Source organism: Gallibacter intestinalis, assembly GCF_014982745.1.
Classification (GTDB): domain Bacteria; phylum Bacillota; class Clostridia; order Peptostreptococcales; family Anaerovoracaceae; genus Gallibacter; species Gallibacter intestinalis.
This window is the reverse complement of the sequence record NZ_JADCKA010000006.1, coordinates 65,899-89,623: the sequence shown is the minus strand read 5'-3', so window position 1 is coordinate 89,623 and position 23,725 is coordinate 65,899. Positions and strand designations below refer to the sequence as shown.

General features: G+C 43.8%; 28 protein-coding genes and 2 pseudogenes. 10 read left to right on the top strand and 20 right to left on the bottom strand.

Translation table 11 applies throughout. The features are described from left to right. The 5 genes from INF20_RS04905 to INF20_RS04885 form a co-directional block, all read right to left on the bottom strand. A partial coding sequence (locus tag INF20_RS04905) for a transposase family protein (RefSeq protein ID WP_226385263.1) occupies positions 1 to 492 on the bottom strand: 492 nt, incomplete at its 3' end. 265 nt (positions 493 to 757) lie between these two features. Beyond that, the gene (locus INF20_RS04900; protein WP_226385262.1) at positions 758 to 1,216 is read right to left on the bottom strand and encodes a flavodoxin; all 459 of its coding nucleotides are present in this window, start codon (positions 1,214 to 1,216) and stop codon (positions 758 to 760) included. Positions 1,217 to 1,364: 148 nt separating this feature from the next. Then, a complete protein-coding gene (gene thiW, locus INF20_RS04895) occupies positions 1,365 to 1,904 on the bottom strand; it encodes an energy coupling factor transporter S component ThiW (RefSeq protein WP_226385261.1) in 540 nt (179 codons plus the stop codon). Positions 1,905 to 2,099: 195 nt separating this feature from the next. Further along, a complete protein-coding gene (locus INF20_RS04890) occupies positions 2,100 to 3,989 on the bottom strand; it encodes a heavy metal translocating P-type ATPase (RefSeq protein ID WP_226385260.1) in 1,890 nt (629 codons plus the stop codon). Between the two features lie 25 nt (positions 3,990 to 4,014). Continuing rightward, entirely contained in the window at positions 4,015 to 4,233 is a 219-nt protein-coding gene (locus INF20_RS04885; protein WP_226385259.1) for a cation transporter, read from the bottom strand. Between the two features lie 175 nt (positions 4,234 to 4,408). Here INF20_RS04885 and INF20_RS04880 point away from each other — a divergent pair, with 175 nt between their 5' ends. Together INF20_RS04880 and INF20_RS04875 are read left to right on the top strand one after the other, a co-directional pair. Further along, positions 4,409 to 4,732, top strand: a complete 324-nt coding sequence (locus INF20_RS04880) for an ArsR/SmtB family transcription factor (protein ID WP_226385258.1) — start codon at positions 4,409 to 4,411, stop codon at positions 4,730 to 4,732. A 315-nt stretch (positions 4,733 to 5,047) separates the two neighbouring features. Then, positions 5,048 to 5,422: a TnpV protein gene (locus INF20_RS04875; protein WP_404812919.1), complete on the top strand. Its 375-nt coding sequence runs from the start codon at positions 5,048 to 5,050 to the stop codon at positions 5,420 to 5,422. Positions 5,423 to 5,474: 52 nt separating this feature from the next. Here the strand turns inward: INF20_RS04875 and INF20_RS04870 are convergent. The 4 genes and pseudogenes from INF20_RS04870 to INF20_RS04855 all read right to left on the bottom strand — a co-directional run bounded on the left by INF20_RS04870 (position 5,475) and on the right by INF20_RS04855 (position 10,159). Beyond that, a pseudogene (locus INF20_RS04870) lies at positions 5,475 to 6,446 on the bottom strand (virulence RhuM family protein). Between the two features lie 227 nt (positions 6,447 to 6,673). After that, entirely contained in the window at positions 6,674 to 7,249 is a 576-nt protein-coding gene (locus INF20_RS04865) for an MptD family putative ECF transporter S component (RefSeq protein WP_226385257.1), read from the bottom strand. Positions 7,250 to 7,300: 51 nt separating this feature from the next. Beyond that, positions 7,301 to 9,463, bottom strand: a complete 2,163-nt coding sequence (locus tag INF20_RS04860) for an ATP-binding cassette domain-containing protein (RefSeq protein WP_226385256.1) — start codon at positions 9,461 to 9,463, stop codon at positions 7,301 to 7,303. 87 nt (positions 9,464 to 9,550) lie between these two features. After that, positions 9,551 to 10,159, bottom strand: coding sequence for a TetR/AcrR family transcriptional regulator (locus tag INF20_RS04855; protein ID WP_226385255.1), 609 nt, complete (start codon positions 10,157 to 10,159; stop codon positions 9,551 to 9,553). A gap of 119 nt (positions 10,160 to 10,278) precedes the next feature. Between INF20_RS04855 and INF20_RS04850 the strand changes: the two genes are divergently transcribed. Continuing rightward, complete coding sequence (locus INF20_RS04850) at positions 10,279 to 10,563, top strand: recombinase family protein (RefSeq protein ID WP_226385265.1); 285 nt, start codon at positions 10,279 to 10,281, stop codon at positions 10,561 to 10,563. Next, on the top strand, positions 10,547 to 10,888 hold the full coding sequence (locus INF20_RS04845) for a DUF4368 domain-containing protein (protein ID WP_226385254.1): 342 nt from the start codon (positions 10,547 to 10,549) through the stop codon (positions 10,886 to 10,888). The genes INF20_RS04850 and INF20_RS04845 overlap by 17 nt, the downstream gene beginning before the upstream one ends. A 139-nt stretch (positions 10,889 to 11,027) precedes the next feature. Here INF20_RS04845 and alr read toward each other — a convergent pair whose 3' ends face one another. The 3 genes and pseudogenes from alr to INF20_RS04830 form a co-directional block, all read right to left on the bottom strand. Continuing rightward, on the bottom strand, positions 11,028 to 12,176 hold the full coding sequence (gene alr / locus INF20_RS04840; protein ID WP_226385253.1) for an alanine racemase: 1,149 nt from the start codon (positions 12,174 to 12,176) through the stop codon (positions 11,028 to 11,030). A gap of 105 nt (positions 12,177 to 12,281) precedes the next feature. Next, positions 12,282 to 12,572, bottom strand: a pseudogene (nrdD, locus tag INF20_RS04835) (anaerobic ribonucleoside-triphosphate reductase); the annotation flags it as partial. Positions 12,573 to 12,654: 82 nt separating this feature from the next. Further along, positions 12,655 to 13,488, bottom strand: coding sequence for a deoxyribonuclease IV (locus tag INF20_RS04830; RefSeq protein WP_226385251.1), 834 nt, complete (start codon positions 13,486 to 13,488; stop codon positions 12,655 to 12,657). A 107-nt stretch (positions 13,489 to 13,595) separates the two neighbouring features. On the opposite strand from INF20_RS04830, the gene INF20_RS04825 reads away from it, so the two are divergent. Further along, positions 13,596 to 13,865: a GIY-YIG nuclease family protein gene (locus INF20_RS04825; protein ID WP_226385250.1), complete on the top strand. Its 270-nt coding sequence runs from the start codon at positions 13,596 to 13,598 to the stop codon at positions 13,863 to 13,865. Here INF20_RS04825 and mscL read toward each other — a convergent pair. Genes mscL through INF20_RS04810 form a run of 3 tightly spaced genes read right to left on the bottom strand, consistent with a single transcriptional unit; the run spans position 13,822 to position 15,446 of the window. Next, positions 13,822 to 14,307 (bottom strand): large-conductance mechanosensitive channel protein MscL, encoded by a 486-nt coding sequence (gene mscL / locus INF20_RS04820; protein WP_226385249.1) that lies wholly within the window; start codon positions 14,305 to 14,307, stop codon positions 13,822 to 13,824. The genes INF20_RS04825 and mscL overlap by 44 nt on opposite strands. Positions 14,308 to 14,333: 26 nt before the next feature. Further along, positions 14,334 to 14,804 (bottom strand): GNAT family N-acetyltransferase, encoded by a 471-nt coding sequence (locus tag INF20_RS04815; protein WP_226385248.1) that lies wholly within the window; start codon positions 14,802 to 14,804, stop codon positions 14,334 to 14,336. A 24-nt stretch (positions 14,805 to 14,828) separates the two neighbouring features. Then, a complete protein-coding gene (locus tag INF20_RS04810; RefSeq protein WP_226385247.1) occupies positions 14,829 to 15,446 on the bottom strand; it encodes a hypothetical protein in 618 nt (205 codons plus the stop codon). Between the two features lie 146 nt (positions 15,447 to 15,592). Between INF20_RS04810 and INF20_RS04805 the strand changes: the two genes are divergently transcribed. Continuing rightward, positions 15,593 to 16,156, top strand: coding sequence for a class I SAM-dependent methyltransferase (locus INF20_RS04805; RefSeq protein WP_226385246.1), 564 nt, complete (start codon positions 15,593 to 15,595; stop codon positions 16,154 to 16,156). A gap of 28 nt (positions 16,157 to 16,184) precedes the next feature. Beyond that, positions 16,185 to 16,514: an ArsR/SmtB family transcription factor gene (locus INF20_RS04800; RefSeq protein ID WP_226385245.1), complete on the top strand. Its 330-nt coding sequence runs from the start codon at positions 16,185 to 16,187 to the stop codon at positions 16,512 to 16,514. Between the two features lie 80 nt (positions 16,515 to 16,594). Here INF20_RS04800 and INF20_RS04795 read toward each other — a convergent pair whose 3' ends face one another. The 5 genes from INF20_RS04795 to INF20_RS04775 all read right to left on the bottom strand — a co-directional run bounded on the left by INF20_RS04795 (position 16,595) and on the right by INF20_RS04775 (position 20,730). Further along, positions 16,595 to 17,707, bottom strand: a complete 1,113-nt coding sequence (locus INF20_RS04795; RefSeq protein ID WP_226385244.1) for a C40 family peptidase — start codon at positions 17,705 to 17,707, stop codon at positions 16,595 to 16,597. Positions 17,708 to 17,846: 139 nt separating this feature from the next. After that, positions 17,847 to 18,722: an MBL fold metallo-hydrolase gene (locus INF20_RS04790; RefSeq protein WP_226385243.1), complete on the bottom strand. Its 876-nt coding sequence runs from the start codon at positions 18,720 to 18,722 to the stop codon at positions 17,847 to 17,849. 50 nt (positions 18,723 to 18,772) lie between these two features. Further along, complete coding sequence (locus INF20_RS04785; RefSeq protein WP_226385242.1) at positions 18,773 to 19,435, bottom strand: alpha/beta fold hydrolase; 663 nt, start codon at positions 19,433 to 19,435, stop codon at positions 18,773 to 18,775. 31 nt (positions 19,436 to 19,466) lie between these two features. Then, entirely contained in the window at positions 19,467 to 19,919 is a 453-nt protein-coding gene (gene rlmH, locus INF20_RS04780; RefSeq protein WP_226385241.1) for a 23S rRNA (pseudouridine(1915)-N(3))-methyltransferase RlmH, read from the bottom strand. Between the two features lie 13 nt (positions 19,920 to 19,932). Continuing rightward, on the bottom strand, positions 19,933 to 20,730 hold the full coding sequence (locus INF20_RS04775; RefSeq protein ID WP_226385240.1) for an MBL fold metallo-hydrolase: 798 nt from the start codon (positions 20,728 to 20,730) through the stop codon (positions 19,933 to 19,935). Between the two features lie 81 nt (positions 20,731 to 20,811). Here INF20_RS04775 and INF20_RS04770 point away from each other — a divergent pair, with 81 nt between their 5' ends. The 3 genes from INF20_RS04770 (at position 20,812) to aroB (ending at position 23,719) form a co-directional block, all read left to right on the top strand. Next, positions 20,812 to 21,366: a ribonuclease H family protein gene (locus INF20_RS04770; protein ID WP_226385239.1), complete on the top strand. Its 555-nt coding sequence runs from the start codon at positions 20,812 to 20,814 to the stop codon at positions 21,364 to 21,366. Between the two features lie 267 nt (positions 21,367 to 21,633). After that, positions 21,634 to 22,647 carry a 3-deoxy-7-phosphoheptulonate synthase gene (gene aroF / locus INF20_RS04765; RefSeq protein WP_226385238.1) on the top strand — a complete coding sequence of 338 codons (1,014 nt, stop codon included), beginning with the start codon at positions 21,634 to 21,636 and terminating at the stop codon, positions 22,645 to 22,647. Then, complete coding sequence (gene aroB, locus INF20_RS04760; RefSeq protein ID WP_226385237.1) at positions 22,631 to 23,719, top strand: 3-dehydroquinate synthase; 1,089 nt, start codon at positions 22,631 to 22,633, stop codon at positions 23,717 to 23,719. Before aroF ends, aroB begins: the two co-directional genes overlap by 17 nt. The last annotated feature ends 6 nt before the right edge of the window (positions 23,720 to 23,725 follow it).

Sequence of the window (23,725 nt, the reverse complement as noted above, 5' to 3'; positions counted from 1 at the left end):
TTGACGATATTTGGAAGTATATACCTCATCAATACAAAGTACAGTGGGAAAAGAGGTGGTAGATATACCGGCATATTCATCGAAAATACGCAAGACAGATGTAATAGAGATATTAACTATATCAGATGCCATAGAGAATGTAACGCGAGGATCTTTAAGCATTTTCATTATGCGTATGATAGTGTAACGAGATAATCTTCTACCGGAGGAGACGAAAGGATTGTTTTCAGCAAAGACTTTGCTGCATGAAGTGCAACGATAACGTCGCCTGTTGTAGATAATATGTGTAGTTTTGCCGTTCAAAATGGCATGATTAAGAGTTCTTTGCCTGTAATCATGTGTCAAGTCGCTAAAAGAGCCACAAACAGGGCATTTAGAAAGCCTCTTTTTTAGAGAGATAATTACAAAGATTTCATTATCAACACTGATAGTTTCAATATCATTGATAATTTTATGTTCCAAATTAAATAACTTCATGATAGTATTTATCATATGAAAATGTCCTTTCTGGTATTAGTTGTTTCGCAAAAGGTACTATATCATAGAAAGGGAAAAGGAGTACAGATGTGCATAAATACACATTGTACTCCTTTTAAAATTACCAAATATTACACCACTATTAAAGTTAAAGCTAGGGTTCAACCACTAAAAAAGTTAAAGAGCCAATAACTAATACTACAGATTTTTACCGACTTTAATAAAATCAAAACAGGAAGCTACATAGTGTGGCTTCCTGTTTTTTCGCGTTTTATTATCTTTAGGCTCTAACCCAAGCTTCGATTTCTTCCTTCTTACCGCCTTCGTACACCGCCAGTGCCGGCTTTACATCAGAGCCAGGACAAAGGGCGGCTACATCCTTATCCGTATGTCCCTTTCCACCGCCTCCGTGGGTTACGAAAGGCTTTACGATTTTACCTGTCAGATCTACCTCTGTCAGAAAGGCTGCAATCGGTGCCGCAATAGTTCCGAACCAGATTGGACTTCCCAAATATACGGTATCGTATGCACTCATGTCAAAATCCGTTTCTGTCAGCTCAGGTAGCTTTCCTTCATCCATCTCTTTCTTTGCATCCTTTACACAGGTGCTGTAGTTATCAGAGTACGGAGTCTTAGGCTTTACCTCTATAATATCTGCGCCTGTAAGTTTCGCTATTTCTTCGGCCATGGTCTTTGCCTGACCTCCCCAGGTGTAAAACACCACTGCACTTTTACTCATAATAATTCCTCCTTCTTATTCTTTTTCCCTAATGTAGTATCTATCTGTTTTTATCTTACCCCTTAAAGCCCACTTTAAGTCAAGGATTTAAAAAAAGAACTGCCTAATATTTTAGACAGTTCGTAAAAATTATCGCGTTTATGCTTAATTATCTGTGGCTGTGACTTAGTCCGTTTTGCGGCTCGTCCAGATTGCCTAGATATACATCAAACACCTTCATCTTCTTCATGGCTGTAACCAGGAATATTGCCAGTATTGTACCTCCGCAGCTAGATACAAAGAACGGGAATACAAATCCGAACACTGCACTTTCCTGACCCATCATCAGAACGGCTATAGGGTAGCTTAATATACCGCCGATAACCGAAGTTCCGAAAAGCTCTCCGGCATATGCCAACGGCAATTTTTTACTGTACTTATACAGTATTCCGCATAAGAACGCTCCGCACATGGATCCTGGGAAGGCCAAAAGAGTACCAGTTCCCATTATATTCCTCAGAAGACTTGTAACAAAGGCTGTTCCGACGCCGTAGCTCGGCCCTAAAAATACGCCGCACAGAATGTTAATAAAGTGCTGAATCGGCGCACACCTTGATGCTCCCACCGGAATAGAAAACGGCGAGCAAATAAGACCCACCGCAACAAGAATCCCTGCCAGAGCAAGTTTGCGGACATTGACATTTTTCATTGTACTTTACCTCCTCTACATAGACAGCTATTTGCTGCATTAGCGGTCGATGCTTGCTGGCATCCTCTCACCCCGGAACACGGGTTCCCTCGCAAATTCTTTTTTCGTACGCAGTAGAAAGCGTTACAGTAAAAACCCCAACGACGCTCCTCGCCCGGGAAAACCATATTAACTTACCGTATTATGATAGCACTTTTATCCTCTCTGGTAAAGGGTTCTCATGGAATTAAGTATGGCGATAAATGCAACTCCCACGTCGGCGAATACCGCCTCCCACAAATTTGCAAAGCCAAGAGCTCCCAGCACGAGGAATATGCCCTTTACACCCAGTGCAAAGACTATATTTTGTCTGACGATTCTTATGGTACGTCTAGAAATGCCTATGGCCTTTGCTATCTTTGAAAGTCTATCATCCATTATTACGACATCCGCTGCCTCTATGGCCGCATCGCTGCCTAGACCTCCCATGGCTATGCCCACATCGGCTCTGGAAAGTACAGGTGCGTCATTTATACCATCTCCCACAAAGGCCAGCTTGCCCTTTGACTTTTTATCTTCAGCGGCAATGAGTTCTTCGACCTTATCCACCTTATCTCCTGGCATAAGCTGAGAATATACTGTATCTATATCAACTGAAGAAGCTACCTTTTCAGCTATATTTTTTCTGTCTCCTGTGAGCATGACAAGGTCGGACACTCCATTTTTCTTAAGTTCGGTCATAGCTTCAGCTACACCTTCTTTAATTTCATCTGATATTAAAATATATCCGAGATACTTACCCTTTAATGCCACATGCACCACAGTTCCGGCTGCATCTACATTGGCAAATTTTACGGCGGCCTTATCCGGTGCTGACAGCTTATCGTTTCCTGCAAATACTTCAACTCCGTCTATGACGGCTGCAACTCCCATACCACTGAATTCTTTTACATCTGAAACTTTTTCCGCTGACAGTTCTTTGCCTGTTCTATTTTTATATGCAGCTATAAGGGAGCCTGCGATAGGGTGGCTGGAATGACTTTCTGCCAATGCGGCACATTCCAAAACATAATCTTCTGTCACTCCATCAGAGGCTTGTATTTTTTGCACTTCAAAGGTACCCTTTGTGACGGTTCCTGTTTTATCAAAGACAACAGTATCCACATTAGCTAAGGTTTCAATAAAGTTGCTTCCCTTGATAAGGATTCCTTCCTTTGCCGCTCCGCCTATTCCTCCGAAAAATCCCAGAGGTACGGATATAACAAGAGCACAAGGGCAGGAAATTACTAAGAAGGTGCATGCTCTAATAATCCATTCACGAAATCCTGGACCTATTCCCGCAAGAGGCGGTATTATAGCCAGAACAAGGGCTCCGAAAACAACTATAGGAGTATAGTATTTAGCGAACTTTGTAATAAAGTTTTCCGCCTTTGCCTTTCTGCTGCTGGCGTTTTCAACCAAATCCAAAATTTTGGATACTGTGGACTCTTCGAATTCCTTTGAAACCTCTATCTCAAGAAGTCCGCTGCCGTTTATACATCCGCTTAATATTTCATCGCCTGCGCTTATTCTCCTCGGTACGGATTCCCCTGTAAGCGCCGAAGTGTCCAAAAAACTTTCGCCCTTTTTAACAATTCCGTCCAGAGGCACCTTTTCGCCGGCTTTAATAAGGATCGTATCTCCTACAGCAACATCCTCCGGATCCACTGTCTGCGTTTCTCCATCCTTTACAAGATGCGCATAGTCCGGCCTTATATCCATTAAATCACTAATTGAATTTCTGGATTTTCCCACTGCATACTGCTGAAACCACTCGCCGACTTGATAAAGTAGCATTACCATTACACCCTCTGCGATTTCACCGGTTCCAAAGGCCGCAAATGTCGCTATGGTCATCAGGAAATTTTCATCAAATACCTGTCCATGACCGATGTTTGTTGCCGCCTTTAGTATAATATCGTAACCCACCAATAGATATGCTGCCACGAGGAGTATAATATTTGTTTCAAATCCTCCGTACACAGGCAGAGGAAGTAGCATTCCCGCCAAAAATAGAACTGCCGCTATGCTTATTCTGACTAACAGTTTTTTTAACTTTCTACTCATTTCATACACCCTAAGCTATAAAGTATTATCTAACTATCTGGCAATCAGGCTCAACCTTTTTGCAAACTTTTGCAATTTCATCTAGGATTTCATCGAACCTTTCATCTTCGGCGTCCAACTTCATTTTCTGAGTCATAAAGTTAAAAGTTACCTCATTAACTCCTTCTATTTTTGCCGCTTCTCTTTCCATCTTTGCTGCGCAATTAGCACAATCCAAGTCTATAAGTTTGAATGTCTTTTTCATATTCTGTTCCTTTCCTGTCTAATTTCATTTTAATATATGAACAACTATTCATGTGTTCCTTTGTCTGTATTATACTTGAATACCTGTTCAAGTGTCAATAGGTTTGACATAACTTCTTAAAAATATTTTGACATTCGTTCAAATATTCAAGTATAATTCTAATGAGGTGTTGCAAATGAATGATAATAATACAAAAAAGATAAAAGTAAATTTTCCAGGTGAAGAGGATATAACCGCTCTTTCGGATTTTTTTAAAGTGATGGGTGACGGTACAAGACTTAAGATACTTATAGCCCTTATAAACGGTGAATTTTGCGTCAGCGAGCTGGCGGATATTCTTAATATGAGTCAGTCGGCAGTTTCTCATCAGCTTAAGGCACTCAGAAATGCTAAGCTTATTCGCTCAAGACGAGATGGTCGTATGATTTACTATGCCTTAGATGACGATCATATTAAAGATATTTTAGATGAATCCATGATTCATGTGCTGGATTGTTAATACAGTTCCATTATGAAACTGCAATATAAAACAGGTCTCTCCCAATGCTAGCACCACAAAATGAAGTAATTTGAAAACACATCAGATACAAGCTTTACGGGCGTTGCAAAGGCGGAAAGACAGTGTAGAAGGCAGAAATGCTTTTTACGCTGTCTTTCTTTATGTTCAAAAATAAAATCGCACATTCGTCATTTTGAATTTCTCTTGATACAATAGCAGACGGAAGATATACGGACGCTGTTGATGAGCTGATTATCAAATTCGCTCACGCACCGATTAAAAAATTCAAAATAAAGATGACGGAGGTTTAAGATTATGGAAAAGACTATTTTTGAACAGATGGGCGGCACTTACCGTCGGGAGGGAGATTACCTCATCCCGAATCTCACCCTGCCGGACACTGGCGACAATCAAATCGGCAAATACGGGCGTATGCGCCGCCGTTATCTGAAAGAACACCGAAGGATACTTTACACAAACCTGCTGACGTCAGGCAATTTGCGCTGTCATTTGGCGGAAATCGACCAAACCTGCAATGAGCGTATGGAAAGCATCGTATCTGCTATGGCAAAGCAGGAAGGCGTAACCGAAGCGCTGAAAGCGGCCGACCAGATGGAGTGGGTGCGCCGCATGAACAGCATTCGCAACCGTGCAGAGGAAATTGTACTGACGGAACTTGTATACTCTTAATCGAATGCCCGTTATCGGCTGTATGGCTGATAACGGGCATTTTTTCACTTCATCAATCTTCTTTCTCTGCGCTGGCTGCAAGACGGTCAAAATCGCTCTGATACAAACGGTCTTGGATAATCCGGTACTGCTCAAATTCACTTTCTGCAAAGGCTTTGGCGATTGCGGCAGTAACCTTTCCCTTGTCCTGCAAAATTTCAGCATCATTGAATTGCAGAAACGCATCCAGTTTGGAAGCCCAATCCGCCATTGTCATGGGAATATGCCGCCTGGCCTGCCTTGTGGCATAGTCTAGATACATCGTGACAATCTCGTTTAGCTCCTACATCTCATCAACGGACAAGTAGTTTTTTGCGATAGAAACATCGGCTTTTACAATCTTTCCATTGGGAGCGTTGCGCCATGAAGTCAATCCCATATGTTCCTTTGTGTGGTCAGCCCTTGCCACAATAACCTCCGCTGCGGTATTTCCGTGAACGGCATAATGCATCTTGTTCTGTACCGACGCAAAAAAATCTTTTGTTATCTGACTGTCAACGGAGTAATCAACGGCAGTAGCATAAATATCCGTGATTTTCTGGTAGAAACGGCGCTCGCTGGCCCTGATTTCCTGTATTCCGGAAATCAGATGGTCAAAATAATCCTCATCGAAGATCTGGCCGTTGATCAGCCTGCTTTTATCTAAGACATATCCCTGCTTGGCAAAGGTGTCCAGCACCTTTGTTGCCCATTGCCGGAATTGTGTTGCCCTGCCGGAGTTAACACGGTAGCCGACGGCGATAATAGCGGACAGCGAATAGAATTTGTATTGATAGGTTTTCCCGTTATCTGCAACTTGTGCAAAATTTGCACAAGTTGCATCTTCGGACAATTCGCCGCTTTCATAAATATTTTTAAGGTGCTTTGTAACAACGCTTCTGTCCACATAAAAAAGCTGACCGATCGCCTTTTGCGTCAGCCATACATCGTGATCCTGCACACGGACTTCAATGCCGTCCTCGTGAGCGTCCTTTGTAAATACTATGAAGCAAAATGGACATCAGAACGCAGCGTTTGGATGCTTCGCTCTGATGTCCTTTTACGATATAGTTTCTTTTACCGCGGCAACAGCGATTGCCGGTTACCGGAATTCCAGCGTCTCTTTCTGCAACACTGCATCCCTTTTGATTAGCGATTTTTTCCCCGCACCTCTTGCAAAACAGCCGGAGGAACGGTCCAGTACCGTGACAAGGTGAACTCCTTTCGACTGCATTACGCAGCAAGGTGCTTTTTCACGATCCTCTTGCCGATCATTGCGCCGATAAAGGCCGCCACGATCACACCGGCCACCAGCGCCACAGACACCCAGGACTGCAGCATCTGGGATGCGGCAAGAATGGCGTCCTGACGGCCATCAGTGACCATCTGATCCGCCATAGCCTTGGCAGCAATCGCATAGGGAATGATGGTGCTGCCGAATGCGGCCAGCACCTGATTGATGACATAACTGACGGTCAGAGCTTTCGCATTGCCGTAGCCCATCTTCCACAGCAGCAGCTCGGCAATGACACCGGAGAGAATAAAGAGGATGATGTACGGCAGGTATCCACCCATAATGGCACGGACGATACTGTAAATCAGGATCGCACCGGGCTTTTTCACCTTCGTGCCGATGATGAAGTAGACGATGCCCTCCAGCAGGGAGAAAAATACCGGCATCAGAATGATGGTAATGGGCGTTGCGTACAGGACGGAGCTAGCGAAGAAAATGACCACATTGATAAGGGCCAGCAGGACAACGGTGATGATGTCCTTGACTTTCAGTTTATTGGGGTTTGCAGTACTCATGGTAAAGACTCCTTTTGAATGAAATATGGTTGAACGTCGTAGAGGCGGCGATTACAGGATAAGGCCGGCGGCGATCGATGCTGCCAGCAGGACGCAGAACACAACATCCCACGCAGAAAACCGAAGCGACAGATAGTTGCTTTTGCGGCGGGTTAAGTCGATGCCCCGTGTTTCGGCGGAGGCGGACAGCGTCTCGGCGATGCGGATAACGCGCAAAGCCATCGGCACGGTCAGTATTTCGATATAGGATGACAGCGCTCGCAGCTTCTGAAGCGGCGATGTGAACGCGCCCCGGGTGCGGATGGATTGCCGCAGCAACTTCATGTCTCCCGACAGAACGGGGAAGAAGCGGAAAATCACCGCCACGATCATGATCAGCCGCTCCGGTAGGCGCAGATTGCGCAGCGCTGCTAGGGTACGGCTGGCTTCATTCCGCCCAATCAGCGTCCGCATGGAAATGCCAACGGCAATGATACGCGGGAACAGCACCAGCATAAAGGAAAACACCGTGCCTGGCAGCAGAGCGTTTGCCGCCCACAGCAGCCCAAAGCTCATCCCGCCTGCCAGCGCCGTTCCGAGCCAGCCGTCCGCTGCGGTCAGCAGGATCAGTGCCGTATATACGGCATAAACTAAGTGGTTGTTGGATGTGGAGATCACGACCAGCAGGGCCAGCCAGTAAAGCAGCTTCGTTGCCGGGTGGAATCGTTCTTTATGCTGTTTTTTCGCAGGAGCATTGGAAAGATGGAAGCGCTCCATATATTGCCGTACCGCTTGCAAATCTCGTTCCGAATGAACGGGAAATTCTATTTCTGCATGCCCATCCGACAGCCCAATGCAGCGGTCACACGCACCTGCAATTAGCTCAGGGTCGTGGGTGATGATGAGAACAGTCTTTTCTTTCCGCATCTCCCGGATCAGCGCTGCGCACCGCTCCAGACTTTCCGCGTCCTGTCCGGCTGTCGGCTCGTCCAGTATGACGATCGGCTTGTCGGATAGATACGCCATCATCAGCGTCAGACGCTGCATCTGCCCGCCGGAGAGGGAAAAGGGATGCCGGTTGCGGCAGTCCCACATATCCATACTTTTCAGCAGCGCTTCCGTTTTTGCTTCAAACTCCGGTGTCACCGCATGGCCGTATTGCAGTTCGTGCAGGACGGAGCCTGTGAAGAACTGGAACTCCGCCTCCTGAAGGATGAACAGCACTTGCTTTTGCAGCTGCTTTGGATTTTGCGACTTTCCGAAAAGCATTATCCTGCCGCCGGAGGGGCGGTAAAGCCCTGCAATCAGCTTGCCGATGGTCGTTTTGCCGCAGCCGTTTGCGCCCACAAGGCCGACGATCTCATGCTCACGGACGGAAAAGCTGACACCAGAGAGGGTATCTCCGGCCTTCCTGCAGTATGTATAGCAGACATCTGAGACGGCAAGCGCCGTCGGCGCGGTTTTCGGCAGCGGCTCTTTCTCCGGCACGGTGATCTCCGCAAGGTCGAGCGTGCGCAGAGAAAGTGTTTGTCTCCGCTCCACTGAAAACGCCTTTGCCTCTGCGGCAGTATATTTTCCTTTGATCTCGCCGTTTGCCATGACCCAAAATTCGTCGGCAATGTCGGCAAGATAGTAGAGTCGGTGCTCGCTGAGCAGCAGCGTTTTGCCCTGCTTTTTCAGGGCAAGCAGAATCTCTTTTAACTGCTGCGTGGCTGCAAAGTCCAGATTGGCCGTGGGCTCATCCAGCAGAAAAATATCTGTGTCCATTGCCCACGCGGACAAGATGGAGATGAGCTGTCGCTCGCCGCTGGACAACTCGTAGACATTGCGATCCTTCAGCCGCTCCAGATGAAAGATCCGGAAGGCCTCGTCTACCCGCCGTCGGATTTTATCTTGCGGCAGACCGTGATTTTCAAGACCGAAGGCCACTTCATTGGAGCTGTTCACGGTGAAAAACTGGCTGCGAGGATCCTGAAAGACCGAGGCGGCCAACTCGCCGATCTCGCCGATACGTATTCCGGCGGTGTCCTGCCCATTCAGGCGGCAAAAGCCTTTTAGCTCTCCCTCGTAAAACTGGGGGATTAATCCGTTGATGCACCGTAGCAGTGTGGACTTTCCGCAGCCGCTGCCGCCGCAGAGCACCACACAGCGTCCGGCTGGGATGCTGCCGCCGACTTTTTGCAAGGTGGGCTGCTTTTCTTCTGCATATTGAAATTCAAATTCAAAATCTATCATCGCAAACTCTTTTCTTATTAGTTAGCCTTCTCTAACCAGCGGCCGTAAGAAACGGACGGATGGACCGTCCGAATTAACTTTTCGGATTTATTGCAAGGTATCGCATAGCTGCCGCCAGCCAGCGTTAGTGAAATCAAGGACTGCCTGTAAGCAGGTAAGCATTCTGCCTTCCTCCATATGCTGATCCAGCAGCTGGCGGAAGTACCAGAACTGTGAGCCCATCAAAAGACGGATCGCATCGGCATTTGGCGCTTTCCCATAGATATGCGAAAAGAATTCCACCGTTTGTTCCGCTTTTTGATCCATTAGTTTATGCAGCACGGTTTCCATGGAGCTGCCATCGCTGCGGCAGAAAAATAAAGTGCAGTCATTGCAGTGCTCGGTCAGCAGTTGAAAATATACCTGTTCTTCGGCGTTTATGGCGCGGAGGATATCATCCGGCTGCGCGCTGTGCTTTGCTTTTTCGTATTCTTCCGCGATGGGAGCAAAGAGAACCTGCATCGTCTCAAAAAAATCCTGAAGCAGACTGGCAAACAACGCGTCTTTATTCTTGTATCTTGTGTAGATTGCCCCCGTAGTAACACCGGCTTTTTCGGCGATCTTGTGCAGAGAGGCTTTCTGAAAGCCGTAAGCAAGAAATTCCGAATAAGCAGCCTGAATGATCCTATCATCCAGGGAATGATCCCTATTGGCCATGTTTTCCCCCTTTGCCCCTAAATAATAATGCCATTATCGATAATAGCATTATTGTAGCACTCTTTTTGCTGCTTGTCTATGCGAATTGCACACTCCTTTGCAAAAACATACCTTGACAAATCTCGTCTCAAAAGCAAATACTGTTAGATTACTGCCAAAAGCAGGGCTTTACAAACACGATGTTTTTTGTTGATGACGGTATTTCCGGCACAAGCTTTGAGCGAGGCGGTTTTCAGCAGATGCAGAAAATGGTGGAAGAAGGCAAGATATGCAGGGTTATCGTTAAAGACCTATCCCGTTTCGGTCGAGAGATGGTTGAAGCAGGCAGACTGACTCAAATTGTATATCCCTCTTTGGGTGTTACTTTTATCTCACTCCACGAGAATAATGCTCCAAAACTATGAAAAAGAACAAAAGGCATTGACACAAGAAGTTGCCGATAACCGACAAACCATACAGGAGGCAAAGCAAAAATCGGTTGATTTAAGGTTACTGTTAAAAACCTTGCGTGATATGACCGAGATAAACGAACTCACACCGACACTTGTAAATTCTCTGATTGAGCGTATTGAAGTCCATAACAACGATAAATCAAGCGGTCATTGTTGTGTGAAAGTAGATATTTACTTTGCTGCGGTTGGTATGATAGATATTCCGACCGAAAACGAAATTCTTGCTACGATGGAAGAAATCCGAGAAAACCCGCAAAACTTCCGCTTCGTAGCATAACAAAAAGATATGGTGTAACCCATTTTACTGAGTTACACCATACCCTACATAAAAACTTCCTTATCTGGCGTCGCCAAAGAGTTTGACCTGTTTTTTCTTAATCATATTTTTAATTCATATACTATATCTTTATTAGGTTTTATCTCACATATACTTTAGGTAATCTCTGTCCAAATCCGCAAAGAATTTCATAATTTATAGTTCCCACCGCCTGGGCTATATCGTCTGCAGATATGGTATTTTTACCGTCAGAGCCCATTATTATAACTTCATCTCCGACTTTGACTCCCGGAACATCCGTTAAATCTATCATGCACTGATCCATGCAGATGTTGCCTGCGATAGGCGCTATGTGACCGTTAACTATAACCTTTCCATATGGAGAATACGGTCTTGGCAGTCCATCAGCATATCCAATGGAAAGGGTTCCTATGACAGATTTTCTCTCCGCTATAAACTTGCGGCCGTAGCTGCATGAATACCCTTCTGGCACTTCCTTGAGATATACGATATTTGCTTTTACGGACATTACCGGCTTTATATCAAGAAGGCTTTTATCGATTTCCGTTGAAGGATAGTATCCATAGAGCACGATTCCCGGTCTTGCGGCATCCAGATAAACACTAGAATTTTCCATTACGGCAGGGCTGTTTGCAAAGGTTTCCAGAGGAAGTTTTATGCCCTCTGCCAGTAGCCTATCTCTGAATCTAAAATATCTTTCCTCCTGAAGCTTTACATACTCTGCATCTTCAGCCTCTGACATGGAGAAATGGGAAATCAGTCCCATTATCTCAAAGTTAGTAAGCTCCGCTATTTTTTTAACTTCCTCAACGGCCTTATCTATATTTTCATCGGAATCCGTCATATATCCTATACGGCCCATTCCAGTATCCGCAGCTATAAGACCTCTTATTTCTATACCCTGGTGCTCTGCTGCCTCCGAAATGGCTTTTGCATTATCGTATGATGCCACAACAGGGGTCACATTATATTTAACAATTTCCTCTGCATAAAGTTCTGGAGTCAGGCCCATTACTATTATCTCTTCCATGGCTCCTGCTTCTCTCAATACGATACACTCCTGCAAGGTTGCCACTGCAAAGGTTTTAATATCGTTTTCTCTGAGTACCTCAGCAATTTTCACAGCTCCGTGACCATATGCGTCGGCTTTTATTACCCCTATTACTTTTGTTTTATCTCCTATCTTTTGCTTTATCTGTTTTATATTGTAATCTGCATTTGACAGATTGATTTCAGTCCACGCTGCTCTGACTGCTTCCTTGTACATATCATGCCTCCTTTTGCGCATGTGTTTTTTGCTAAAAATAATTATACCATTTTTTTGCAAAAAAAAGCAATGACATGACGCCATTGCCTATTATATGTATTTGTACTAAAGAGTTTCCATTGCTGATTCACCGCCGGCGGACATATGCTTTACTCTGTCCCTTTCTTCGGCGGATTTGGCATCATTCCAGTGGTCCATAGTGCCTACCAAATATCCTGTAATTCTTCTGATTCTCTCTATTTTTACAGGTTCAAATTTATAATTAAGCTCCGCATGATCACCGTCTATGTTAATATCTAGGGATTCTAATTTTCTGTTATATTTATTCTGAAGATAGTCCACATAATTCTGCGCTTCTCTCGGATCTGCATTACCTGTTATATTTACATACATTGTATTTCCTCCTGTATTTTTCCCTTTTTTACACTACATATGGTATTATACTACCCAGCAGCACCGATATCAACCGAAATTTTTTCTAATATTTATATAGACTTCTTAGCGTTGCTATTTCTGCCGCATAGCCCTCCAGTTCATTAGGTGTTTCCAATATAAAAGGCAGGCCCTTTAATTTTTCGTGATTTATTATTTTTTCAAAGGTTTCCGTTCCCAGATAACCTTCACCTATTTTAGCATGTCTATCTTTATGCGCACCCAAAGGGTTAAGTGAATCGTTTAAATGCATAGCCTTCAGATATTTCAGTCCTACTATTTTGTCAAACTCCTCTATAACTCCGTCAAGATTTGCCTTTATATCGTAACCACCATCACTGATATGGCAACTATCCAGACATACACCTATCTTATCCTTAAGCTCCACTCTGCGAATGATTTCCGCCAATTCCTCAAAGGTTCCGCCGATTTCACTGCCTTTACCCGCCATCGATTCCAGCAAAACTACGGTATTCATATCCTCTGTAAGGACTTCATTTAAGAGCTTTGTTATCAGTTCAATGCCCTTTTCCGTACCCTGTCCCGTATGGGAACCCGGATGAAAGTTATAATAATTTCCCGGCAAGTATTCCATTTTCTGAAGATCTTCTGTCATGGCTATTTTAGCAAATTCCCTCACTTTTTCCGTTGAAGAACATGGATTAAGAGTGTAGGGAGCATGAGCAACAAGCTTTGCAAATCCGTTGCCTTCCATTATCTCTAAAAGACCCTTTACATCTTTTTCATCTATGGCCTTTGACTTTCCACCTCTAGGATTCCTCGTAAAAAAGGCAAAGGTGTTTGCGCCTATGGCTATGGCATCCTTTCCCATGGCTGTAAATCCTCCTGCTGCGGAAAGATGACATCCTATATTAAGCATATATTCCCTCCGTATCTCAAACTACGACCTGTCAAATCGTCCTTTTATTATTACCACCAAGTTGCCTGATAAAAACCTGTATTATATAATTCTTTAAGGAGGTTTTTATGGCTTACATATATATTCTCGAATGTTCCGACGGCAGTCTATACACAGGCTGGACCAACGATCTAAAAAAAAGGCTTAAGGCCCATAACCGCGGCACCGCCTCAAAGTACACCCGTGCAAGACTTCCAGTTCGCATGGTTTACTTTGAAGAAGCAGAATCAAAAAGCGCCGCTCTCAAACGAGAAGCAGCGCTTAAAAAGCTTTCCCGAGCTCAAAAGCTGTCTCTTATTGAACAGCAGGGGCTTGTTCCTCCTGACCGCCCTCTGTAACAGCCTGAGGCTGTTCTGATGCACAATATGGACATCTTGTGGCTTCTATGTTTATCTCTGACTTACAGTAAGGACATGTCTTTGTAGTAGGAGCCGCTTTCGGCGCAGGTCTTCTGAGCTTGTTTATTCCCTTAACTACAATAAATATCGAGAATGCGATAATCAGGAACTGCACCACAGCCTGTATGAAGCTTCCGTAGGCTATAACGGAAGTCGCCCCTTTAGCCTCTGTCAATGTTGCATAATGATTTCCATCCAGAGCTAAGAACAGGTTTGTAAAATCGATTTTACCGGTAATCAGGCTGACAGCCGGCATGATAACATCCTGCACCAGGGAATTAACTATTGTACTGAATGCAGTACCTACAACGACACCGACAGCCATGTCGATGACATTGCCTCGCATTATAAACTGTTTAAACTCATCAATAAAATTCTTCATCTCCCCTTTTATTCTCTCTTTCTTCTTTATATATACCTCATATAGAATTTCACATCTATAGGATAATATCCTATTTCATCCCAAATCTTTGCTGCATTTTCATCATCAAGATTGCTATGGAACTGGATTCTCTTAATGTTGTTATCCAAAGCAAACTTCTCTACTAAAACAAGGCCTTCCTTTCCGTAGCCTCTGCCTCTGTAGTCCTCTCTGATGTAGAAGTCATCGACTATCATAGCATCTCCGTTGGACCAGATGCTGAACACTGTGTTCAGATTTACAAATCCTACAGTTTCGCCTTCTTCATTTTCAAATATAAGAAGGATAATTGACGGTTCAGCTTTAAGGGCTGCATCAAAGGCATTTTCCAGATCGGCATTACCTCTGTCTCTTGTCTCTGTCCAAAACTCATTACCGCAAAGTTCCTTGTCCATGAACTCTCTGTTCATTTCCACCCATATCGCCTTGTCGGCTGGTGCACACTTTCTTACTATCATTGTCCTCTCCTATTGTTTATTACTTTAACTTATCTTTCTGTAAGCTTCATTGATATACCTGATCATTATGAATTCCATAAACAGCCCCGCAGCAATGGCTGCCAGAGCTATGATGATAGCAATAACTGTTGGGAAAACCGATGCCATCGGAATCAGCATCATGGAAACCACAACCGTTATAATACCCCATCTGAGCACTCTGTGCCACCTCTGGCCTTTTTTAATTTCTCCGTCTTTTACTAGAAGCTGGGCCATCGCCTTGACTGACAGATAGTATACCGCCAGCATGCACAGATCTGCAAGGTATTCACCAAACATGGCGTACATATCTATAAAAGCATCGCTTCCCAGTCCGACTCTGTATTGTTTAAATACGAAAAATGCCTGTATCAGAGTAAACACAAGTCCCGCTCCCGAAACTATAAGCCCTCTGCGGAATTCGACCCTTACTCCGCCAAGGCGCAGCATTCCGAATATCACTGCCGCCCAGGCAAGAATATGTACCGCCAAATCAGCCCATAAAACTGGGCCTATGGATATAAACTGCATCACTGCGGAAGATGCCGCCTGAGCCACTGCCATAAGTGCCAGGCCGGCAAGAACATATTTTAATCCGCCTAAATTATTTCCAGTTCTACTCACATCATACCTCCATAATTAAAACACAAATATTATCCCATAAAACTCTGTTTTTTTCAATAGTATTGACTTATTTGTCAGATAGTTGTATCGTTAATAAGCGATATTTGTTATCTAAGGGAGAGAAGCACTATACAAAGGAGCGCAAATTGGACAACATTCTGCGAAGCACCACTTTAACAGCTGCAGCTTTGGTAAATCAATATATACAGCCCGGATGTACCGTTGTAGACGCCACCTGCGGAAACGGAAACGACACCCTTATGTTGGCTAAATCAACTGCAAAGCATGTATATGCTTTTGATATTCAACCTGGGGCAATCCAAAGCACCAAAGCATTACTTTCCGAGCATAATATTTACAAGGAAAAAGTTACGCTTATCTGTGACAACCACACAAATATGACAGCCTATCTGTCTGCGGCCCGTGTGATTATGTTTAATCTTGGATATTTACCGGGAAGTGATAAATCCCTAACAACGAAAGAATATAACACAATAAACGCCGTAAACTCAGCATTGTCCATATTGGAAAAAGACGGTCTTTGCTGCATAGTGATGTATGACGGACATGAGCAAGGGGCAGAAGAGAAATCTGCGCTGCTGGAAATGTCCAAAAACCTTGATTCGTCTATTTATCATGTTGCATACATCTCAATGATAAATCAACAAAACCACCCGCCGGAAATACTGGCAATAACTAAAAAGAAATAACTGATAAAACAAAAGAAAGGAAATCCAAATGAGAATAAGAAGAGATAACGATGCAATGCACGAAGAGGACATTTTGCTTTTAGCCAAGGTATCCGATGCGCTGGCTCATCCCGTGCGAATAAAAATATTTCAGTTTATAATGCAGCAAAACGCACAGATGCAGCCTGTATGCAATAAGGATGTAGTCGCACATTTCGATTATGCACAGGCTACAATCTCTCAGCATATTAAAACCCTGGTAAAATCCGGTCTTGTGGATGTAAAAAAACAGGATAAATATTCATACTACTTTGTAAATGTAGGTATGCACGCAAGATATGCCGACGTGGTAAAGAAATTCATACGCCAGGGGCTCTAACTTTTTAAGGGTTATAGGACAAAACTTACAGTAAAAAAGACTTCGCAATCGCGAAGTCTTTTGTTTATCTCTATTTGCTATTAGACAAGTCTTCTGAAGCTGCATCCCTGCCAGATTGCCTGTGTCTTTACACACTGTCCTGGTGCAGGTGCATGTACCATCATGCCGCCGCCTACATAGATTCCTACATGTCCTGGCATTACTACCAGATCTCCAGGTTTTGCCTGGCTTGCTGATACTGCATATCCGCATCCTGCCTGTCCGCCAGAGCTATGTGGCAGGCTTACTCCAAATGCTCTATATACATACATTGTAAAGCCTGAGCAGTCAAATCCTGATGGGCTTGCTCCGCCCCATACATAAGGTACTCCGTGGAAGCTCTGTGCATATCCTACGATACCACCGCTTGTTGATGCGTTATAGCTTGGAGCCTTATATGTCTTGTTGCTTGAGCTTGAAGCACTGCTATTTGCTCTTGTACTTGTTGTAGTTGCTGCTACTTCTGTTACTTCTGGTTCAGGTTCCTTTGTTCCCTTTGCAACTACTTCTGTTACTGGCTGTGCTGTTATCTCTTCGGAGAATACTTCTGTACTCTTAACCTTTCCGTTAACTACGATGCTTTCTCCTGTTACTATCTTTGCTCCATCCTTACCTTCTGTAGTTACCTTTGTTTCACCCTTTTCCAGTTCGTCTGTTTCAACTGTCTTTGTTTCATGGGCGATTGCCTGCTTTGCTACTACTGGCTGCTTTACTACGATTTCAAAGTATGGATCTGATGTTTCGTTCTGAGCAAGTATATCTTCTGTTGCTTCAGATATTGTCTTTACATCTACAGCTTCTGCTGTTACATATTCCTTTTCCACTACCTTGATGGCTGGTGTTACCATTGCAGTTTCAAGGCTGTTATCTTTGCCGTACTGCTTTTTGATATTGTCCACTACCATGTTGGCATCTGATTTTGACTGGAGCACTGCTATTTCTTCGTCTCCTGCCATTATTGCGTGAGGTGTGCCTTCTCCGCTGCTTGCTGCGTATGCTACTCCTGCAGCTGCATCATACAGTACGAAGGTTCCCAGCATCATCACTGTAAGTCCCACACATATAAGTTCCTTTGTTTTTCTCTTAAGACCTCTCACGTTGTCGTATGCTTTTTTAAGCGTCGCTTCGAGGCTTTCGTGTTCAAAGTTAATCATAAATGTCTCCTTAAAGTCTTTAGCGTTTCCGCTTTTTGCTACGGTGCTATATTACATGATGGTCTTTATTTGGGTCAAGGAATATCACATTCTTTCACTTTTCTTCACTTTTTCTTCACAAAAGTGACAAAAATGATATCTATTTTCTCCAGAAAAGCATATTATCATTGATTTCCGCCTGCATTTCCCCTTTGTCTTTCATCCAGGCAAGATAGGATCTTACTGTGCTGCCTATGAGAACATACTGCTCAAAGGTAAGCTGCATATTATACTCGTCGAAAACTCTCTTAAGTATCTCTTCAAAGTTTTTAGGTTCTGCGCATATGTTCTTTATCTTTTCTGCTGCCTCATAAACCTTATCTCTGTTGTAAGCCGCCAGTTCCTTTACTCTTTCTCCTGCAGGAGCATGGGCAGGCACAAAGAACTTTGCTTCCATATTTTCCACTTTATCAAGGGTTTCAAGATGCTTTTCCACATCGTAAATAAAGGATATGCCGTATTTGTCCAAGGTTTCTTTGCTGCTTATGCAATCTGCCAAAAATACCGTATCGTCAGGAGTTCTGAAACCTACCATATCAAAGAAATGTCCAGGCAACGGTATAACTTTTACTTCCTTAGGATAATCTGGGTCATCAAAGCCTCTGGTTTCGCTTTCCTGCGCCATAAGGAATTTATGTCTGAGATCCTTAAAAGGATATCCTCCGTACAGGAACGAAGGTTCCAATATCGGATGCTCCGTAAAGGCAGCCTCTATACCATCTGTGAACACCGGACATCCCGTATTGCGAGAAAGGTATGCATTTCCGCCGATGTGATCCGCATTTGAATGTGTATTTAATATGCCCTTAAGTGTCCATTCATTTTTTTCAAGAATCTGTCGAACCTTCCTGCCTGCATCCTTGTCGCTGCCTGCATCAATAAGGTACACTTCGTTTTCGCCCGCCTGATATACGCCGATTTTAGCAGGGCAGTCGATATAAAAGGTTTTGTCGTTTACTTTGATGAGTTCATACATGATTGCTCCTCCTCTCCGCCGGTCTTTTCCAGATTTTGAAACTATTTTGCTTATTGCATTTGTATATATTTTTTCAACAAGTCGTACATTTTATCGCTGTGGACAACATAGCTTCCGTGATTTTCGCCCGGAAGAATATCTAATGTAGCTCCTGGAATATTCTGTGCTATAAGCTTTGTATGCTTTTCGCTCACAATATCCCTTTCGCCTGCCACCACATGAACTGGGATTTTTATTTTTTGCAATTCCCGAGTCTTTATATCCGGCTCCACCAACATCATACGGATGCTCTTTTTGCGGTTAAACAGATATCTTATTTTCCATGCCAGCAGGGAGTACCATTTAATTCCCTTCGGGAACAGATTTGCTCCGCTCACTATCAGTTCAGAAAGCAAGTCTGGATATCTTGTGGCTATAAGCAGTCCGATTATGCCTCCGTCGCTGAAGCCGTACAAAATCGGTTTTTTAAGACCTAGTTCCTTTATAAATGCGGCAGTATCCTCTGCCATCAAATCATAGGATATATCATCGGTCATCTGGCTCTTTCCGTGGCATCTGCTGTCAGGTGTATAGACCGTAAAGTGCTTTGACAGCTTCTCTGTCAACTCCTTAAAGATGCCGCCGTGTTCGCCGTTTCCGTGAACAAGTATCATTGGGCTTCCCTGACCCTTTACCTGATAATTTATCTGTATTCCATTGGCCGTTATCAGCATCGATGGGTACCTCTTTTCCGTTGTCTAATCTTTATTTATGATAAGGCTCATTTCTAAGTATCCTAAAGCTTCTGTATATCTGCTCCAAAAGTATAACTCTCATCATCTGATGGGGGAAAGTCATATCCGAAAAGGATAGTGCAAAATCAGAACGCTTCATAACATTCTTTGATAGTCCCTCCGACCCTCCGATAACAAATACTATGCCTTTGGCTCTACCTTCTGCCATAAGCTCTCCGATTTTTTCGGAAAGACCTTCACTTGACAGACGCTTTCCCTTTATTTCAAGGGTTATGACATATTCTCCATCTTCAATCCTTGAAAGAAGGTTTTTTCCTTCTTCCTCTACATCATCGGTCTTGCTTTCCTTTATCTCCTCGACGGTGGTGCGGCAATAGCTTTTAAGCCGCTTCATATATTCATCGACCCCATCGCTCCAGTATTTTTCCTTTAGCTTTCCGACACAAAGTACCTTTATATACATATTTTACTTTCTCCTATACAGTATACAGTGGGCTTTGCTCATCCTGGGTTATCACTTCAAAGGATACCTTTTCCGCAGACAAAAGCCCGTTTGCCTCTAGGGCGTTTCTCACAGCTAATCTGGCCATGCCTGGCGTATTGTTTTCCCTGCTTAAATGGGCCAGCAGCACCCTGCGCTTTTCATCAAAGGGTTCCTTTAATATCCTTACAAGGCAATCTGCCGCCGCAGTGTTTGACAGATGTCCGTGATCTCCCAGTATTCTCATCTTAATCTGATAAGGATATTTGCACATCTTTAAGACGTTTATCTCGTGATTTGATTCTAGCACAATTAAATTGGAATCCTTTATCTCCTCAAATATATCATCGCTGATATGTCCCGTATCGGTTACGATGCTGAGTTTGCGTCCCTGATAGGAAATGGAATATCCCACCGGCTCCACAGCATCATGATGTATACGAAAGGGCATTATCTCTATATCCTTTATTGTGAACATTTCTCCACTGTTAAAGGTTCTGTGCCTGTCCTCCAACTTTTCATCAGCAATCTGCTCCCAGGTGGCATTATTGGCATAAATGTACGCCTTATCGCTTTTTTTGCAAACCATCTTTATGCCCTTTACATGGTCGCTGTGCTCGTGGGTAACAAGGACTCCGTTCACCTGGTTAGCACTTATACCCGCTTCATTTAACCCTTCTTCTATTTTTTTACCGCTTATGCCGGCATCTATTAAAAGCACATATTCTCCCGCCTTTACGAGATAACAGTTACCTCTGCTGCCGCTGGCAATAGAGCAAAATTGAAGACTCATATCATCTGTTCCTTTCTTTAAAACATCTTAAATTATACAATACCACAAAAGCTGTTTCAAATATGATATAATATGCCCGTTATGAACGAAATGAAAACACTTAGGATATACACCGACGGCGCTTGCTCCGGCAATCAAAACGACGAAAACATAGGTGGCTGGGGCGCCATACTCGAATTCGGTGAACATAAAAAGGAGCTCTACGGCGGAGAAATCAACACCACCAACAACCGAATGGAGATGATGGCTCTGCTGGAGGCTTTGCGTGCCATAAAAAAGCCTAACTGCGTCATTGAGGTATTTTCTGACAGTAGCTATCTTATCAGCTGCTTTAAGGAAAAATGGTATGAAAAATGGCTTAAAAACGGATGGCTCACTTCCTCCAAAACTCCGGTGGAAAACCGAGAGCTTTGGGAACAACTGCTTCCTTTCCTCAACGAACATAGCATTAGCTTTTTTAAAGTTAAGGGTCATGTAAATTTAAATCACCCTTCTACAAATGTTCAAAAACATTTTGAAAAGTTCAGACAGTGGAACGGAAATCAGATGACATATGATATGTTTGAGCATGCCACGGAAATGAACAATAGGGCAGATGAGTTGGCAAACATCGCCATGGACGAATTGCGCCGTTAAATTCCATATGATTTAGCGGTTTACATTCATAAATCTTTGTGATAAAATCACAATATCATAATAGTTAAAACATTGTAGACATTGTAAAAGGTGAATGGTATGTTGACTTTATCAAATGCGGCAAAAGCATATTACTACCGCGCAACTTTACTTTTGAATATAAGGTAGGGCGGGTTTTGCTGCAAAGATAAAGACTGGATAAATATGAGACGGTTATCTCCACAGTGAAAACTCCTGTGGAGCTTTTTTTATACAAGGAGAAAGAAAATGATCATTTTACTGAAGCAAAATCCCGATCCGAGAAAGCTTTCCTCCCTACGCACATGGTTGAGGAGCATGGACTTTGAAATTCATTACAGCCAGGGGACTTCCACAACCCTTATGGGACTTGTGGGTGATACATCTTCTCTGGACATAGACATGATTCGTGCTTTGGATGTGGTGGAAGAAGCGATCAGGATACAGGAGTCTTATAAACTTGCCAATCGCAAATTTCATCCTGAAGACACCGTTGTGGATGTGGCAGGAGTGAAATTCGGAGACGGCAGTTTTCAGATTATAGCAGGTCCGTGCTGCATCGAGTCGGAAAGCCAGGTCTGTGAAATAGCCGAGGACATCAAGGCTTCCGGTGCATCAATTCTCCGTGGCGGCGCATATAAGCCACGCACTTCCCCTTATTCCTTCCAGGGAATGGGAGAAGAGGGCCTAAAACTTCTAATGGAAGCAAAAAAACTTACCGGCCTTCCGGTTGTAACTGAGGTATTGGATATTTCACAGCTTGAACTCTTTAAAGATGTGGACATGATACAGGTTGGCGCCCGCAATATGCAAAACTACGAGCTTCTTAAGGAACTTGGAGAAATGGATAAACCGGTTCTCCTCAAAAGAGGTTCCGCTTGCACAATAGAGGAACTCTTGATGAGTGCCGAATACATCCTCAAAGGAGGAAACGAAAATGTTATCCTCTGCGAAAGAGGTATCAGAACCTTTGAAACAGCCACAAGAAACACCCTTGATATAAGTGCTATACCTGTACTTAAAAAGAAAACTCATCTACCGGTAATTGTGGACCCAAGCCACGGCACAGGAAATGCATCTTTAGTGCCGCCTATGGCCCTTGCAGCAGCTGCCGCCGGAGCCGACGGCCTTATGGTGGAAGTTCACAGCATGCCTGAATATGCCCTCTGCGACGGCCCTCAGGCAATAAAACCGGAGGATTTTGAAAAACTGGTTGAAATGATAGAAAAGCTGAGGCCTTTTGCATATGATTATAAACGTTAACACATCGAAGGCTTACGAAATAGAAATTAAGAAGCATCTTTTGGATGAAACCGGCCCAAGAATTTCCCGCCTTTTCAGACCTGCAAAATGTTGCATTATAACAGATGAAAATGTGCACAGGTTATATACAGGCAAAGTGGAAAAGTCTCTTAAAGCAGCCGGCTTTGAAGTACATAAGATTGTGTTTTCACCAGGCGAATCAACAAAGAATATGAATAATCTGTTTCGTATTCTTCGCTATCTGGCTTCAGAAGGCTTTACCTCCTCAGACTTTATTATAGCTTTAGGAGGAGGGGTTATCGGCGATCTTACGGGCTTTGCGGCAGCAATATATATGCGCGGCATAAGCTACATACAGATGCCCACAAGCCTTCTTGCCATGGTCGACAGCTCAGTTGGAGGAAAAACAGCCATTGATCTTCCCGAAGGCAAGAATCTGGCAGGTGCCTTTTGGCAGCCGGAAGCAGTATATATGGATACCGCCTGTCTGGAAACACTGTCAAAAAGCCAGCTTCAATGCGGTATCATCGAAATGATAAAGGCAGCTGTAATATTGGATCCGTCCCTGTTTGAGCTTTTCAATACGCATAAGCCGCAAGAGCTTGGAAGCTTTATAGAGGATGCCATCATAAAATCCGTCGGAATAAAGAAAAGAATTGTGGAGACAGATGAAAATGAAAAGGGAATCCGAAAAGTTCTCAATCTGGGACACACCATAGGACATTCTGTGGAAAAACTCAGCAGTTATAACATTTCCCACGGACATGCCGTAGCCTCTGGACTTATGATAGCCGCCGGAATGGCAAAGGCAGGCGGATGGGCAGAGGAAAATCTTGTGGAAAGGCTTTTCCCCCTTTATGAAAAGTACGGATTTAAGGCAGATTACGGATATTCTCCGGCGGAGCTTGCCAAAGGCGCTCTTTCCGATAAGAAGCGTCGTGGAGACATAATCAGCCTGGTAATACCAAAAGCCATGGGAAATGTCACTGTAAAGGATATACATATCTCACGGTTGGAAGATTTGATAGCAGCAGGTCTTGAGCTTATACGAAAGCGTTCTTCCGCAGAATAAGGAGGG